The organism is Neobacillus sp. PVCKKU3 (assembly GCF_058323225.1).
Map to the genome: position 1 here is coordinate 1 of NZ_JBLVQN010000054.1, position 15931 is coordinate 15931.

General features: G+C 41.8%; 12 protein-coding genes. 8 read left to right on the forward strand and 4 right to left on the reverse strand.

Features of this window, described 5'->3' with window-relative positions; translation table 11 throughout:
- Nucleotides 1-719: 719 nt before the first annotated feature.
- Nucleotides 720-1742, reverse strand: a complete 1023-nt coding sequence (locus tag ACNQGS_RS25705; RefSeq protein WP_491489865.1) for a M42 family metallopeptidase — start codon at nucleotides 1740-1742, stop codon at nucleotides 720-722.
- A gap of 177 nt (nucleotides 1743-1919) precedes the next feature.
- On the opposite strand from ACNQGS_RS25705, the gene ACNQGS_RS25710 reads away from it, so the two are divergent.
- Nucleotides 1920-2627, forward strand: coding sequence for a DUF421 domain-containing protein (locus ACNQGS_RS25710; protein ID WP_491489821.1), 708 nt, complete (start codon nucleotides 1920-1922; stop codon nucleotides 2625-2627).
- Nucleotides 2628-2696: 69 nt separating this feature from the next.
- Here the strand turns inward: ACNQGS_RS25710 and corA are convergent, their stop codons facing one another.
- Entirely contained in the window at nucleotides 2697-3647 is a 951-nt protein-coding gene (gene corA / locus ACNQGS_RS25715; RefSeq protein ID WP_491489823.1) for a magnesium/cobalt transporter CorA, read from the reverse strand.
- Nucleotides 3648-3814: 167 nt separating this feature from the next.
- Between corA and ACNQGS_RS25720 the strand changes: the two genes are divergently transcribed.
- Genes ACNQGS_RS25720 through ACNQGS_RS25730 form a run of 3 tightly spaced genes read left to right on the forward strand, consistent with a single transcriptional unit; the run spans nucleotide 3815 to nucleotide 7347 of the window.
- On the forward strand, nucleotides 3815-5149 hold the full coding sequence (locus tag ACNQGS_RS25720) for a spore germination protein (RefSeq protein WP_491489824.1): 1335 nt from the start codon (nucleotides 3815-3817) through the stop codon (nucleotides 5147-5149).
- A gap of 24 nt (nucleotides 5150-5173) precedes the next feature.
- Nucleotides 5174-6250: an SLC5/6 family protein gene (locus ACNQGS_RS25725; RefSeq protein ID WP_491489825.1), complete on the forward strand. Its 1077-nt coding sequence runs from the start codon at nucleotides 5174-5176 to the stop codon at nucleotides 6248-6250.
- On the forward strand, nucleotides 6247-7347 hold the full coding sequence (locus tag ACNQGS_RS25730) for a Ger(x)C family spore germination protein (protein WP_491489826.1): 1101 nt from the start codon (nucleotides 6247-6249) through the stop codon (nucleotides 7345-7347). The genes ACNQGS_RS25725 and ACNQGS_RS25730 overlap by 4 nt, the downstream gene beginning before the upstream one ends.
- A gap of 40 nt (nucleotides 7348-7387) precedes the next feature.
- Here the strand turns inward: ACNQGS_RS25730 and ACNQGS_RS25735 are convergent, their stop codons facing one another.
- Nucleotides 7388-8575 (reverse strand): TIGR04053 family radical SAM/SPASM domain-containing protein, encoded by a 1188-nt coding sequence (locus tag ACNQGS_RS25735; RefSeq protein WP_491489867.1) that lies wholly within the window; start codon nucleotides 8573-8575, stop codon nucleotides 7388-7390.
- Between the two features lie 359 nt (nucleotides 8576-8934).
- Here ACNQGS_RS25735 and ACNQGS_RS25740 point away from each other — a divergent pair, with 359 nt between their 5' ends.
- A complete protein-coding gene (locus tag ACNQGS_RS25740) occupies nucleotides 8935-9714 on the forward strand; it encodes a C40 family peptidase (RefSeq protein WP_491489827.1) in 780 nt (259 codons plus the stop codon).
- A gap of 477 nt (nucleotides 9715-10191) precedes the next feature.
- On the opposite strand, the gene ACNQGS_RS25745 is transcribed toward ACNQGS_RS25740, so the two are convergent.
- Nucleotides 10192-11562 carry an MFS transporter gene (locus tag ACNQGS_RS25745; protein WP_491489828.1) on the reverse strand — a complete coding sequence of 457 codons (1371 nt, stop codon included), beginning with the start codon at nucleotides 11560-11562 and terminating at the stop codon, nucleotides 10192-10194.
- 143 nt (nucleotides 11563-11705) lie between these two features.
- Here ACNQGS_RS25745 and ACNQGS_RS25750 point away from each other — a divergent pair, with 143 nt between their 5' ends.
- From ACNQGS_RS25750 to ACNQGS_RS25760, 3 genes are read left to right on the forward strand one after another with little or no spacing between them, the layout of a single operon-like run.
- Nucleotides 11706-12710 (forward strand): XdhC family protein, encoded by a 1005-nt coding sequence (locus tag ACNQGS_RS25750; RefSeq protein WP_491489830.1) that lies wholly within the window; start codon nucleotides 11706-11708, stop codon nucleotides 12708-12710.
- A 54-nt stretch (nucleotides 12711-12764) separates the two neighbouring features.
- The gene (locus tag ACNQGS_RS25755; RefSeq protein ID WP_491489831.1) at nucleotides 12765-15095 is read left to right on the forward strand and encodes a xanthine dehydrogenase family protein molybdopterin-binding subunit; all 2331 of its coding nucleotides are present in this window, start codon (nucleotides 12765-12767) and stop codon (nucleotides 15093-15095) included.
- Entirely contained in the window at nucleotides 15082-15921 is an 840-nt protein-coding gene (locus ACNQGS_RS25760) for an FAD binding domain-containing protein (RefSeq protein WP_491489833.1), read from the forward strand. The genes ACNQGS_RS25755 and ACNQGS_RS25760 overlap by 14 nt, the downstream gene beginning before the upstream one ends.
- Nucleotides 15922-15931: the final 10 nt, after the last annotated feature.

The following is a 15931-nucleotide window of genomic DNA, read 5'->3' on the forward strand; positions in this document are numbered from 1 at the left end:
GCTCTAAAGCGCCTGCGGGGTCTCCCCTGCCCCGTACTCCCGCAGGAGTCTTCGCGCCTTCCGCTCCAATCAACAGGTGTATTCAATAAAGACCTTCAACTCACAATGCATAACAAAGTCCCTCATAAAACCAATGAGGGACAAAATCGAAGGAATCCAAGAAGTAAATGTCCCTCATTAAGCTGATGAAGTACGAAATCGAAGGAAATTGAGAGGGAAATGTCCTTCATAAAGCTGGTGAAGGACAAAATTGAAGGAATCCAAGAAGAAAATGTCCTTCATAGAGCTGATGAAGGACAAAATCGAAAGAACTTAAGGAGGAAATGTCCTTCATAAAGCTAGTGAAGAACAAAAAAGTTTGAAGAATGCTAATGAATAAACGATCTCTTCTACAGCCTTCCAAAATATAAAAAAGATCGAATCATAATTAGTTAGGATGGATGTGTATAGCAATACTTTAGATTGATTTCCGCCAGTTGATTGGAGCGGAGGGCATTCGACTCCTGCGGGATAGAGAGGTCACTGGAGACCCCACAGGCGCCATAGCGCCGAGGAGGCTCCAGGACCTCCCCGCGGAAAGCGAATGCCCGGAGCGGAAATCAACAGGCCAGTTTGCAGAGACAATCATTAAAAAAATCGGTGATTAGAAAAAATAAAAAGATTGCCGAGAAAAACTTTCTCGACAATCTGTCCAATTGGTCTTTTTTATTAAGTAAGTTTTATAAAATTAATTCAGATTGAACGTAATGATACAAAAGCTTGGCTGTATTTTCTAGTGACGATTTGTGGGTCCGTTCAAACGCGTGTGATGAATCGATGCCGGGGCCGATTAATCCGTGGACAATATCGTGTCCGGAACGGATGGCAGCGGAGGCATCTGAGCCATAGTGCGGATAAATATCAAGCTTATAACCGATATTGTTAGCTTCTGCAAGCTGCACCAAATGTTTTCGTAAGCCGTAATGATATGGGCCGCTTGAATCCTTCACACAGATCGAAACCGTGTATTCATCGGTTGACTGTCCGTCTCCCATTGCTCCCATATCCACCGCTAAGTATTCAACCGTTTCAGGTGTAATATTGGAGTTGCCGCCATAGCCAATTTCCTCATTATTCGAAATGAGGAAATGCGTTGTGTAAGGTAAAAGGATATTCTCCGTTTTAATTTGTTTAATTAATTGCAGGAGAACAGCCACGCTCGCTTTATCATCCAAGTGGCGAGACTTGATATAACCGCTCGGTGTCACCTCAACGCGCGGGTCAAAGGAAACAAAATCTCCTACTTCAATTCCAAGCGCGCGGACTTCATCTGCTGTATGTACTTTCTCATCAATTCGAATTTCCATATTCTCCTGATTCCGTTCCGCTTTTCCGGCATCTTTGTATACGTGGACGGATGTTTGATGCATCAGGATGGTCCCAGTGTATTTCTTACCGCTCGATGTTTCAATTTGGCAGTATTCACCTTCGATCGAATTGTACTTAAATCCGCCAATCAGGTCAATTTTCAGTCTGCCATTAGATTTTATTTCCTTTACCATGGCACCTAGTGTATCCACATGAGCGGTCAGCATCCTGTGCTGGCTTTTGTCTTTGCCTTCCAGTGTAGCAATAAGGCCGCCTTTACGATTTCTCTTCGTTTCAATCTGCAGTTCCGCAAGGTATTTTTCAACAAAGGTTACCACTTCATTCGTATTGCCGGACGGGCTTGGAATGGAGACTAACTCTGTTAATAGTTTCATCGTATCTTCCGTGTCTGGATATGCCACAATTATGTTCTCCTCTCTATAATAGCGATCCTTTTTATTATACATCTAAATTTCTATGTTAATAAAAATGGTTCTGGTTTAGATGCAAAAAAAAATCTAATACTAACATCGAGTCAGTGGTCGTTTTACTATTGCTAGGGGAGATACATATTGGAATTAATCTATCGCACAATTATTGTTTTTTTAGCTGGATATGTATTTTTAAGGGTGACAGGTAAAAAGGCTGTATCGCAGATGCATACCTTCGATCTTTTGTATATCTTTGTCCTAACAAATATTATTAGTACGCCTATTGAGGTAAATGGACTAGGCAAAGCTTTAACTTATGCAGCAATAACAGTCGTATTATATAAAATTTTAATTCGTCTATCGTTACACAACAAATTAAGATGGATCATTTATGAAAGTCCTACTGTGTTAATTCGCAATGGTGATATAGATCGGACAGGACTGAAAAAGGTGCGTATGCCGATGAATGAATTATTATCGCATTTGAGGGTGCAAGGGTATACGGATACGCAAAATATTGATCTTGCTGTAATGGAGGAAACAGGCAGCATTAGTGTGATACCTAAATCAGAATACCGGCCAATTCAGCCCAATGATTTAAATTTAAAGGTGAAGAAAGAGTATGTCCCAATACCACTAATTATGGACGGTCAAATTATTTATCATAATCTAAAATACCTCCAACTAGAACAAGGATGGCTGATGAACGAGGTAGAAAAAACGGGGGAAAAAGTGGAGAACATCATATTAGCCACTTATTTAGAAAACGGGAAGTTATTCATTGATAATAACGTAATGAAGGAACATAAGGGGGATCCTTATTATTACAATCCGGGAGAAGATAATTAAATGATATCATGTGGGGTTTATAAGAGGGGGTCCCAAAGGTATAAAAAAATTTTAAGGACACCCCTTTATTTACTTAAACCATCCTTTTTTCTTAAACCATAAGAACATCCAAAGCCCGACTAGGAACATCAGAAAAAGGACAGCAAAATAACCATATTTCCAATTAAGCTCTGGCATATAATGAAAGTTCATTCCGTAGAGGCCGGCAATAAAAGTCAGTGGCATGAAAATAGTTGTGATGACAGTCAAGACCTTCATCACGTGATTTGTCTGGTGGGAGTTGATGGATATATAGCTGTCCCTGATATCCGTCGTTAATTCCCTGTTTGCTTCAATCATTTCTGTTAATTTTAACAAATGGTCATGGATATCGGAAAAGTAAACCATTTTCCCTTGCATTTCCGTCATCCGCTGCGAATTTAACATTCGATAGATTAGGTCGCGCATCGGTGTAATCGTATGTCGTAACGATAGAAGCTGATGCCGAGTATCAAACAAATCCTCCAACAACACCTCCATTGATCTGCCTGTTGAATTCTCATCAATCTCACTTAAGCGGTCTTCAATCTTATAAACTGGAGGAAAATAGTTGTCCACCATTTTATCGATAATATTATAAAGGACGTGGGAGGGGTCCCATTTTTGAATATGTGGAGATTGACTTAAACGGTTCCATACCTCATTAATTTCCATTGAGGGGCTGTGATGAAATGTAACAATATAGTTCCCGCTAAGAAAGAAATCCACCTCTTCTTTTGAGATCGTTTCCTGGTTTAAAGATTGAGTGACAAAAAATGTATAGTTATCATAATAATCTAATTTTGGCCTTTGTAAATGATGAATACAATCCTCAATCGCCAATGGATGAAAAGAGAGTGGGTCCCTCAGGAATTCAATTTCCTCTTCCGTCGGCTTATTAAAATCAATCCAGTACCACTTGAAATTTCCCTCCACCAAGTGAATGATATCCACGTCTTTGACGATTTCCTTATTGTTTTTTATAGCAATGGTTCTTATCATAAAGACTCCTTAAAAAGCGCACAAATGTTTAAAAACTATTACGATAATACCACTAAACCCAACGAAAAACCATAAATTATCATCCACTAATACCCTCTCTTTTTAGAATAAAATACCAGCTGTTGTGGGACAGTAACGTACAAAGCAGTTGTTAAAGAGGGAGACATATGCCGACTACTAAAGTGGAATCCATCAAAGAAAGCATAATGAGCAAAATACAAAAAGCGGAAGATGTAGTATTTAAAGAAAACTTCACGAAAGAAAAATATCTTGAAACCTATTATATAAAATCAATCAGTGATGAACAGGTTTTAGGCCAATATGTACTTAAACCATTTTTTGAAATTCAAGGCTCTGAGTTATTTCTGGATTATCTTCAATCTCATCCAAAAATAACAGCATTTAAGACTGAGGAGCAAACGGTCGAAAGTGTGCTTAGGGGGGAGGCAGTCCTTTTTTATCAGGACTATATTTTTTTATTTGATTGCAAGGTTGACCATAATAATGCTGTTCAAGATACAACGGTGGAAACGACGATACAAGGGCCGCAATCGGGATTTAGTGAAAGTTTGCCGACAAATCTTGGACTGATCCGGCACCGTTATCCAGAAGCCACATTAAAAGTTGAATCCTCACAAGTGGGGGCCATTTCCAAAACGAAGGTGATGCTCCTTTATGACACTAGATTTGCTGATATGGACACATTAGGCCGAATCAAAGAATTTTTGGGTAATGTTAAGATTAATATGTTTCAAACAGGGGAACAGCTGCTTGATAGTATCAAAAAAAGTAATCGATCCTTGTTTCCGGTCATGCTTGTGACGGAAAGACCGGACCGGGTCGCCATAAATTTGTCCACAGGAAAAATAATTTTATTAATCCACGGTTCGCCATTCGCCGTTGTTTTGCCGACTTCGATGAAGGATTTTATGGCTTCGATGGCTGATATTTATCAAACCTATTGGGTTGGGAGATTCCTGCAAACAATGCGTTATATCGGCCTTTTTGTCAGCATAGTTTTACCGGGGCTGTATGTGGCGACAACTAGTTATAATCCGGAGATATATCGGGTGCAATTGGCCTTATCGATTGCTGGGAGTCGAAATCTTGTTCCGTATCCTTCATTTGTCGAAGTATTGCTGATGCTGTTTATGATGGAAATGTTGACAGAGGCCAGCATACGGCTGCCAAAGGCAATTGGACCAACAGCGACAACCGTCGGCGGTTTAATTTTGGGACAGGCAGCAACAGAGGCAGGGCTAGTGAGTAATATTATGATTATCATTGTATCTACTGTTGCCATTTCTAATTTTGTTGTCCCGATTAACGCCTTTAGTTTTTCGGTAAGAGTTGTCAAATATATCGTATTGGGACTCGCCACTGTGTTTGGGCTTGTTGGTGTAGGTATTGGGTTTTTGTTGTTTATTGCGTACATGGTTAAGCTTGACAGTTTTGGCCAGCCATTTCTTACATTAATTCAAACGAAGCCAAATAAAAAGTAAGTTAGATTAGGAGGGAGGACTGCATTGAACCGATATTTTCTCTATTTAATATTAACAAATATGTTAATTAACGTAATCATTTTTGTGCCGAAAATTTTAATTGAATACCGTTATGAAGGCGCAGTAATGGGGATGTTGATTGCCATACCCATTGGTTTTACGCTTTCCTTCCTTTTCTGTAAGGCAATCACGAAATTCCCCGGGCTAGGGTTTCCCGAAATTGCTGATAAATATTTTAAGCGCCGATGGTTAAAATTTCTTCTTTTTGGCAGTATCCAGCTTGCCGGTTTTTCTGCTGGGCTCATCACGCTGGTTGGTTTTATTGATATCTTAACCCGTTTTATCAACCCTGAAATGCCAAGATTATTATTGCTGACGATTTATTTAATTGCAATTATATTTATTATTCAGCTTCCTACTGAAAGGGTTATGTATATTTTAGAAATTGTCCTGTTTATGAATACACCATTAATCGGTTTTATCGTTTTTAAAGCATTCACCAGTGATTATTTAAGCTGGGATTCGATTCTTGAGGTTGGCACCCATCTGTTCGATCGGCCAAGCGTAAAAGCCATTGCTGCAGCTACTTACGTTTTTAGCGGTTATGCCAATCTTGTTATTTTTAACCGTGTGATTAAAGAAAAACTTAAAGCTTGGAATTTTGTCATTATTTTCTTTATGAGTATTTTTAATTTATTTACTACTTTTTTTATTCCAATCGGCTTTCATGGATCCGACGGTGCCCAGGAATTTCTATACCCTTGGATATCGACGTCAGATTCCCTGCGCCTCGTTTACAGTCCGATAGAGAGAGTCATTTTTATTTTTTTAATGTTCTATATGAGTATTACACTTATGAGTATCACGGTACAATGGCATGTAGCATTTGAATTATTAAAGGGGACATTTAGGAAAAAGGAAAATAAAAAAATGAAATGGGTTGCCCTTTCAGCCTATTCTGTGTGTGCAGTGATTGCGGTCATGTTTATTGAGACAATCCTTTTAAATCAGATTACTACCTATTGGATGATTTTTCGATTAGGTTTTGAAATAATCATTGTGATTTCTTTTAGCTTATGGGCAAGGAGGCAGATCGCATGAAAAGCACTGTAAATTGGTTTGTTGCAGTTTTCATCGGCACAGGTTCCTTACTTCTGACTGGGTGCGGTTTCAAAGATATCGATAAGCGCCTGTTTGTCGTCAGTATTGGGGTGGATCTTGCCAAGAACAGTTCGAAGAAATATGATGTCCACCTTAAATTTGCCATTCCAAGCGGGTCAAAACAACAGCCAAACGAATTCACGATAGTATCAGAACAAGCAGACTCAATGTCGGATGCGGTCCGAATTATTAAAACAAAAGTGGATAAAGAAATCGATTTTAGTCATGCCAAAATGATTTTGGTAGGGGAGAAGCTTGCAAAACAAAGGGGTAATGCCGGGATTTACTATTGGCTGTCAAGAAGAAGAGATATTCAAATGATTGCCTGGGTGGCTGTTGCCAAGCCAACGGCGCTTGAGGTACTAAAAATCAAACCGAAATCCGAACAAATTCCGTCGAACTCTTTGTTTCTCGCTATGGGAAAAGACGGCTCGGAGACACCTTATGTTCTGCCAGAATTCCTGTTTGATTTCAAGATGAGGCTGATTGAACGGGGGTTGGACCCGATGCTGCCGATTGTTGAAGCTAAAAAGGAATTTGTTGAAATAAATACGACCGGTCTTTTTAATAAAAGTCATATGGAACTCACCCTTACTCCTGAGGATACAAAAGCCCTTAACTTCCTCTTGAATAAGGAAGAAAAATCAGCGATATGGGCAAGAAAGGGCAAAACCAGGTTTTTTATAGATACGCAGAAAATAAGCTCGAAGTATAAAATTTATACGCCAAAAGGGAAAACGCCATATATAAAATTTGATATAAAAATAAAAGGGATCGTGGAGGAGACCAGTAGAAAAATTCCCAATACCAGATTAGCCAAATATGAAAAGGAGGTAGAAAAGGAAACAAACAAATTTGTAAAACACGTTTTAGTAAAAATCCAGAAATCAGGCATTGATCCGATTGGCTTTGGACTGCGCTACCGATCCCGCCATTTTAATGAAAATGATTGGGAAGAATGGCAGAAGATTTATCCGAAAATAGTCTTTAAGGTAGATACGAAGGTTAAAATTACGGATACGGGATTAATTGAATGAAGAAGGGCCTTCCTACACGGAAGGCCCTTTATATACTCCATTAAATTACAGGTGAGGTTTCCTTGTTACGCATCGCTTGCGGGATATAAACGCAGAATGGCTCACTTTCTAAATAATCCCCTGTGACAGCATAGGTTCTCGAGCGTGAACCGCCGCAAATTTTGTTGTATTCGCAAACGCCGCATTTACCTTTATAATTGTCAGGCTGGCGCAGTTCTTTAAATACTTTTGCCTCACGATAAATCTTTGCCAAAGGCTCCTCGCGAATGTTGCCGCCGACAATTGGCAAAAGCCCGCTTGGCATCACATCGCCAATATGAGAAACGAAGGCAAACCCATTTCCGTCATTGACGCCTTTTGGCGCCCGCTTCAGCCCGTCGTGCATCGAGGCAAAATCGGTTGTGATCGAATCCTCGTAACGAATTTCCCCTTTTTCAATCAGATGATCACGTGTTTTCTGTTGAAGGACAACGCGGCGGTAATGTTGAGCGGCTGTCGTTTTAATATCATACGGTGCTGTTTTGCTCAATTCATAAAGCCAACGGAAAACCTTCTCATGTTCAACAGGAGAAATGCAGGCATCCAGTTGCCCACGTCCAGTAGGAACAAGCAGGAAGATATACCACATGACAGCACCAAGTTCTCCGACAAGCTCGGCCATTCGCTCCAGATGGTCATAATTATATCGTGAGATTACCGTGTTAATTTGTAGCGGCATTTGTAATTCATTTAAGTATTTTATTTTCTCAAGAGTTAATTCAAAGGAACCGGGAGTTCCTCGGAAATGGTCATGAATTTCCGGTGTTGGACCGTCAAGGCTGAAGCCCCAGCGCGAAAGGCCGACTTCTTTGGCACGCTTCATTTTCTCGACGGTGACATTTGGTGTTGCACTTGGTGTCATCGAAACACGCATGCCTTTTTTGATAGCATAGTCAGCCAGCTCGAACAAATCTTCCCTCATCATACAATCCCCACCGGTGAACACAAGCATCGGGTTGTCCATTTCATAGATTTGATCAATGAGATTGATTCCTTCTTCGTGAGTCAGCTCCCGCGGGTCCGGTGTTAGCTGTGCATCTGCCCGGCAATGTACACACTTTAGTTGGCAGGCCCTAGTAACCTCCCAAATGACAATAAACGGATTTTGATCATAATCAATTGATTTTCCTCCACCATGTTGGTGGCCGTGACCCATCTCTTGTGGATGTCCCTTACTAAATCCTTGCATTTTCATCACCATGTTTCATAGATATTTTTGTAACCGTGAAAACGTTCTATAGGTTCATTATAAAATTGAAGTCTTCTAGTGCATGGGTGCTTTGTTACAATATTTCTACATTACTAGTAATGTCTTTTAACTATTACAATTTTGTTACATAGATGTCACAAATAGTTATATGAAAATAGCAAAAGTGCAAAAAAAATCAAGGATTGAATGTAATTTAGAGTAGTTATCATTTGTTATATTTGGCCTGTATATTTCCAATTGTGTCGAACACTTCCATGTAAACCATATCTTTGGCATTTTATCCAACTAAACTATTCGATACCATGTAAATACAAATATCTTGAAGGAGTGCAACAAGAATGAAAAAACAGCTACTGACAGCCGTCACGGCAGCCGGCATCTTCCTATCCTCTTATGCGGGAGCCGCAAGCGCCCACGAAATGACCTATACGGTTCAAACTGGAGATACCCTTTGGAGAATCTCGCACACAAACAATCTTTCAGTTACGGACTTAAAAGCATGGAATAACCTCACTAACGATACCATCTACTTAAATCAAAAACTATCATTACTTGCTCCTCATTCTCATGAATACACAGTTCAAAAGGGTGACACTCTTTACCGAATTGGCGTCAACAACAATGTATCAGTTGTCCAGCTTAAATCTATCAATAATTTAACTTCTGACACTATTTATGTGGGACAAGTCTTGAAGCTTTGGGTTCCGGAAACAGCAGCAGCTCCTACACCAGCTCCGGCACCAGCACCCGCGCCAACAGTTTCAAAAGCACAATTGGTAGTCGATGAGGCGAAAAAATTGATTGGAACCCCATATTTATGGGGTGGAAATACGCCTGCCGGATTTGATTGCAGTGGTTTTACAAAATACGTGTTTGATAAAGTAGGAATATCCATTCCGCGTACGGCTGCGACACAGTGGTCCGGATTAACTCCAATCACAAGTCCTAAACCCGGCGATTTAGTGTTTTATGAAACGTATGCACCAGGTCCAACACATGTAGGCATTTACATTGGGGACAATAAATTCATTAATGCAGGATCAAATGGGGTCACCATCAGCGACATGAGCCTTAACTACTGGAAATCTCGCTACCTTGGTGCGCGAACAGCATTTTAATAAAGACAGAAAAGACCTTTTCGCTTCGATAAAGGTCTTTCTTTATCCAAAAAATTAGAAAGTAATTGTTTATGGAAATATATTTTGCCATTATACTATACATAAAAAAATACCCGGCCAAGAAAGGCCGGGCAAAAACAAATATCTATTAAAAGGGGGCGGAGGTTGAATGGTTCATTATCGAACCTGTTACTATCATAATGGTTAAATATGAAAAAATTATGAATGAAAAATTAATAGATTAAGAAACCTTCTCAAGAGGAGTTAAATTCGATGAAAGATTATCATTGCTGCGCCACCTGTCAACATTTTAAAGCCGAGAAAAAATCGGAGGGAATGTTTTATTTTTGCAAACGCTTGGGATATGAGACAAAGTCCAGCTATAAATTCAATTGCTGGAGTCCAAGGGAAGAAATAAAGAAGTTGATGGAAAAGAAATAAAGGAACAAAGCCAAAAGAAGCTCTTGTTCCTTTTCTTCAGACTTGTTTAAAATTGCCGAATCGTAATGATTGTCTAGAAAACCACACACTCACTAAAAAGCTACAAGTTCCGAGGATTATCATAATACCGCCAACGATTTTCATTTTTTCAGGTGATGCTTCAGCGTCAAATATCATGCCAAGAATGATGGTGGAAAAAATCGATCCTAGATAACGGCAGGTTTGAAACAATCCGGAAGTAGTCCCGATTATCGCTTTGGGACTTTCCTTTAACATCGCCACTTGAAGCACAACATTGCCAATACCATAGCTTAGCCCCATAATCGATAACAGGATCCCAATCACAATATAGGAGGCGCCAACAAAAAAGAATGTAAAGGCCGAGGCCCCGATAATTGATAAAAATGCCCCTGCCGTAATCGGCTGATACACACCGGATTTATCTGCCCATTTCCCTGCAAACGTTGAAATGATAATGCTGACTCCCGACATAAACAGCATAAGCATGCCGCTTTTTTCTACGTCCAGTCCCATTGCCTCCTGAAAATAAGCAGGCAGACCGAAAAATAAACAATAAAAAAAGATATTTAACAAAATAAACTGCACGTAAACCAAAGTCAGTTGAGGGTTTGTTTTAAAAATACGAATATCAATAAATGGTTCTTTAACCTTCAATTCTCTCCATGCAAATAAAGCAAAAAAGAGTAAGCCTCCAATCCCTGATGAAAAATGGACACTTTTTTCAAAGGAAAGCAAAAACCATAAAAATAATACCATTCCTGCAGCAAAAAATCCCATTCCCCAAAAATCAAGGTTGGAAAATAACCTTTTAACCGTTTTCTTATCCTTTTTCACATCCTTAGGAAACATGTGCCAGCCAAGCAGGAAACTAAGGAAAACAAAAGGCAGGTTCACCCAAAAAATCGCTGGCCAGCCTCCCCAAACAATTAAAAAGCCGCCGATCGTCGGTCCGAGCGCAACCATTGCCGAGGCGAAAATAGACAAAACGGCGAGTGCAGATGCTTGCCGCTCTTTAATATGCTCCCTGATTAACGCCATCCCTGATGGATAAATCGCACTGCTGCCAATCGATTGAACTAATCTCATTACCACTAATAATAGGAAGGTCGAAGAGAAGGGAGCGCCAATGGCGGAAAGGGCAACAAGGACTAGTCCAAACAAAAAGGTGTTTTTTCTCCCAAAGATATCTCCGATTTTTCCTGTTACCGGCTGTGCTACAGCACTCGATAAATAGAAGGCGGTAATTAACCAGGAAACGGTTGAAAAGGAAAGTTGGAAGTCCTTTTGAATGCTATGTAAGGCCAGGGCGATCATCGATGAATTTAGGGGATTCAGCATAGTTCCCGAGGCAACGCCAGTTATAAACAACGCACGTGTTTGTTTCATGTCGAATCTCATTCCCGTATTTTTGTTTTAGCATATCCTTAACCCACTGTCTCTAGCCGTTAAATAATGAATTTTATTCTAGGAATAGCCTACCCGGCCATATAAATAGGGTAGGACTTTATGTGTTGAAGCGGGGGAGAGCCATGGAGGATTTTTTTCAAACTATCAATGTACTGAACCATCCCGGTAAAAAAGTGCTGGCAACAATCGTTGATGTAAAGGGATCTGCCTATAAAAGAGAAGGTTCTTCAATGATTTTTAAGGATGACGGAACCCAGACCGGGATGGTTAGTGCCGGCTGTGTGGAAGCTGATTTAGCGGAGTGGGCAAAAAAAGTGCTTGAAAACGAAGAGCCCCAGCTTGTCCGGTACGATTTGACTGAGGAGGGTGACATCGGCTGGGGAAAGGGCTGTAACGGAACCATTGATATTTTGCTTGAGCCGATTACCAGGAAGTTAGAAGAAGATATGAAATTGGTGAAAAAATTACTCGATAACAATATCAAGGTGGCAGGGTTTAAGAGCTTGGGCCATTTGGGGGAGTATGTTTTTGTTCCCGAAAAGGGTGAAGCGTTTGGCTGTTGGGAAGGCTCATTTCCGATTATTAATTTTTCCTCCAAGAGTGGGCTGATGATAGATGGCGTCATTTTTCAGCACATATATCTGCCAAAGCCAAGGTTAATCGTTTTTGGAGCTGGGCCGGATGCAAAATCGCTCGTTTCTTTGGCGGCAGAAACCGGTTTTTCCGTTACGGTGTGCGATTGGCGGGAAGCGCTTTGTCAGGAGCAAAACTTTCCTGCAGCAGACGAGCTTTTAATAGGGTTCCCCACGGAGCTTTTACGAAAAGTCTCTTTTTCACCCTATGATTTTGTCGTGATTATGACGCATCATTTTCAAAGGGATCAGGAAATTCTCTGGCCGCTGCTAGATGAGAATATTAGATACTTAGGAGTTCTTGGACCTAGAGAAAGAACGGTAAGACTCCTAAATGGAGAAAAGATTCCGGAATGGGTTCATTCACCGGTCGGATTGTCAATCGGGGCGAAGGGGCCTGCTGAAATTGCTATTAGTATCATTGCGGAAATGATTGAAGCGTGGCGAAAACCGGTCCGTGAAAAAGTAGAGCACTTATGGACCATACCTGATTAGCCGGCATTTACCGGATTCAGAAAAAGAAAGATAGAGTTGGGGGAGGGACCTGAGTTGGAGGTTGTTGGTAAAAGTGTTATTCGCAAGGAAGCATTCGATAAGGTGACGGGCCGGGCCAGATACACACATGACTATCAAACTAGCGGGATGCTGTCAGCAAAAATGGTCATCAGCCCATATGGCCATGCCAAAATTGTCAGCATTGATACCTCGAAGGCCCGGCAGGTCCCGGGCGTTAGGGCGATTATTGCGGGGAAACGCTATCCGTTGACGGGTGAAGCCATTCGCGACCGGCCGCCCATTGCCGTTGATAAGGTAAGGTACCACGGCGAACCGGTTGCCCTCGTTGTGGCAGATACTCCCGGGCAGGCGAAAACGGCTGCTGATTTGATTCATGTTCAATATGAACCATTGCCTGTCGTTAATTCGCCTACCCAAGCGTTTAGAAGGGATGCGCCTTTGGTCCATGAACGGTTGGGTGAATACAAAAAGGAAGAGGATTCCCATCCTGTGCCTGGCACCAATATTGCCACTCATATCAAAATCCGAAAGGGTAATATGGAAAAGGGGTGGGCGGAAAGCGAGGTTGTGGTGGAGGCGAGTTTCTCATTTGCCCCGTCCGATCACGCAGCGATGGAAACGAGGTGTTCGACCGCAGAAATTTTGCCCGATGGACAAATTATTATTATGACCTCTTCACAGGCGCCCTTTATGGCAAAACGGTTAATTGCCGATTACTTTGGGGAGGACATGGGGAAAATTATTGTTCATACCCCGTTGGTTGGCGGAGCCTATGGGGGGAAGGCAGCGGTGCAGCTTGAGGTGCTGGCGTATCTTGCCTCAAAGGAAGTTGGCGGGAAACCGGTTAAGCTTTTAAATACACGAGAAGAAGATATACTTACTTCACCGTGCCATATCGGCCTGGATGCCACCGTAAAATTGGGCGCTGACCGCAACGGGAAACTTAAAGCTGCCGAAATTCAATACTTATGGGATGGGGGCGCATATTCCGATAAAGCGATTGATGTAACGAGGTCTGGGGCGGTAGATTGTACGGGGCCCTATAAGCTTGATCATGTTTGGTGCGATTCCTATTGTATGTATACAAACCACCCGTATGCTGCACCATTCAGGGGCTTCAGTCATTCAGAGCTTTCCTTTGCAATCGAGCGGACGATGGATATCCTCGCCGGGAAATTAAACATGGATCCGCTTGAGCTTAGGTTTATAAACGCCATACAGCCAGGGGATACAACGCCGACAAGGGTTCTTTTGAATCGAAGCAATATCGGAGACCTGCGAAAATGTATTGAGAAATTAAGAGAACTGTTCAATTGGAATGAAGGACCCGTAAAAGAAATAAATGAGCGGTATGTAAGAGTAAAAGGGATAAGCTGCAGCTGGAAAACATCAACGATAGACCCTGATGCACCTTCAGGGGTAATTTTGACGTTTAACCGTGACGGGAGCATCAATTTGATGTCTGGTGTGATTGAAATTGGCACTGGGACGAAAACAGTTCTCGCGCAGATTCTTGCTGAACGGTTGAAAATGGATGTTGACAAAATACATGTGCGGATGGAGGTGGATACGCAGACAACACCCGAACATTGGAAAACGGTGGCCAGCCGCGGTACATATATGGGCGGCCGGGCAGTGCTAGAGGCGGCAGAAGATGTTATTCGCCAGTTAAAAGAAGTTGCAGCTTGTGTGTTAAGAGCGCCAATTCAAGATTTAGAGGTGGGCGGAAGCCGGGTATATTTACGCGATGATCCTGCAATTGGACTGCATTTCAAAGATATTGGTACTGGATATCAGTATCCAAATGGGAACTCCGTTGGCGGGCAAATTATTGGCAAGGGCAATATTGTGTTGAGGCATCTTACCCACTTGGATCCCGAGACAGGTGAAGGAAAACCAGGACCGGAATGGACTCCTGCAGCCTACGGCGTAGAAATCGAATTTGACCGCCGCGATTACACTTACCGGCTCGTTAAGGCCTGCACGGTTGTCGATATAGGGAAAGTAATGAATGAGAAAGCAGCCCTTGGCCAGGTAATGGGAGCGATGAGCATGGGACTCGCTTTTGCCGGCAGAGAAACCTTTTATTTCGATGAACTTGGCAGAGTTCTAAATCCTCAGCTGCGTACGTATCGTCCGCTTCGCTACGGCGAAAACCCTGAGTTTTTAGTTGGCTTTGTTGAAACGCCTGCCCTTGATTCCGCATACGGTGCCCGCGGTGTCGGAGAGCATGGGGTGTTGGGGATGCCTGGAGCACTTGGAAATGCATTGTCACTGGCGGCGGGAGTATCCCTGCACCACTTGCCGCTCATTCCAGAATTAGTATGGAAGGCAAAGGAGGCAGCAAGAAATGCTTCCATTTGATTTTGATTATTACAGGCCGCAATCGCTCAGTGAAGCTATTGAATTATACCAATACTTGGCACAGCAGGGAAAAAAGCCGATGTTTTTTTCCGGAGGAACTGAGTTGATTACACTTGGAAGAATTGATTTGGCCCATGCCGATGCTGTTATTGATATAAAGGGGATAGCAGAAGGTAGAGTTATGGAGATGGATGGGGATTACTTGGTTTTAGGAAGTACCCTGTCTTTAACAAATATCGAAGAGGCAAACCCTTTTCCGCTCTTAACAAAGACCTCAAGTGAAATTGCCGATCACACCGCCCGTGGAAAAATAACTCTCGGAGGGAATATATGCGGACAAATTTTTTATCGGGAGGCTGTACTGCCGTTTTTATTAGCAGATAGCCAGGTAGTTCTTGTTGGCCCTAAAGGTGTGAAAACCGCATTTATTCATAATGTTTTTAACAAGGAACTTCAGTTGGAAAAAGGAGAATTTCTCGTTCAATTAGCCACTGAAAGAAGGTTTGTCGAGGCACCTTTTATCAGCATAAAACGGCGTCAACAGTGGGACACGGGCTATCCGCTGATTACCATTGCGGCTCTCAAAATCGATAGGGAAATTCGCGTTGCCATTAGCGGACTTTGCCCGTTTCCATTCCGTTCAAGGGAAGTGGAGGAAGCATTAAACAGACAGGGAGTGACGGGAGAAGCAAGAGTCGAAAGAGCACTTACTGTATTGCCTCGGCCCATTTTAAATGATATTGAAGGATCGGCTGAATACCGCCTATTTGTATTAAAGAATTTGTTTATTGATATCCTTCGAGCTTTGGATGGAATGACAGTGTAAAAGGGGGAGC

Coding starts and splice junctions, on each gene's coding strand:
- ACNQGS_RS25705 (WP_491489865.1), bottom strand. CDS start 1,742: ATGAAACTATTAACAGAGTTAGTCTCCATTCCAAGCCCGTCCGGCAAT.
- corA (WP_491489823.1), bottom strand. CDS start 3,647: ATGATAAGAACCATTGCTATAAAAAACAATAAGGAAATCGTCAAAGAC.
- ACNQGS_RS25720 (WP_491489824.1), top strand. CDS start 3,815: ATGCCGACTACTAAAGTGGAATCCATCAAAGAAAGCATAATGAGCAAA.
- ACNQGS_RS25730 (WP_491489826.1), top strand. CDS start 6,247: ATGAAAAGCACTGTAAATTGGTTTGTTGCAGTTTTCATCGGCACAGGT.
- ACNQGS_RS25735 (WP_491489867.1), bottom strand. CDS start 8,575: ATGCAAGGATTTAGTAAGGGACATCCACAAGAGATGGGTCACGGCCAC.
- ACNQGS_RS25740 (WP_491489827.1), top strand. CDS start 8,935: ATGAAAAAACAGCTACTGACAGCCGTCACGGCAGCCGGCATCTTCCTA.
- ACNQGS_RS25745 (WP_491489828.1), bottom strand. CDS start 11,562: ATGAAACAAACACGTGCGTTGTTTATAACTGGCGTTGCCTCGGGAACT.
- ACNQGS_RS25750 (WP_491489830.1), top strand. CDS start 11,706: ATGGAGGATTTTTTTCAAACTATCAATGTACTGAACCATCCCGGTAAA.
- ACNQGS_RS25760 (WP_491489833.1), top strand. CDS start 15,082: ATGCTTCCATTTGATTTTGATTATTACAGGCCGCAATCGCTCAGTGAA.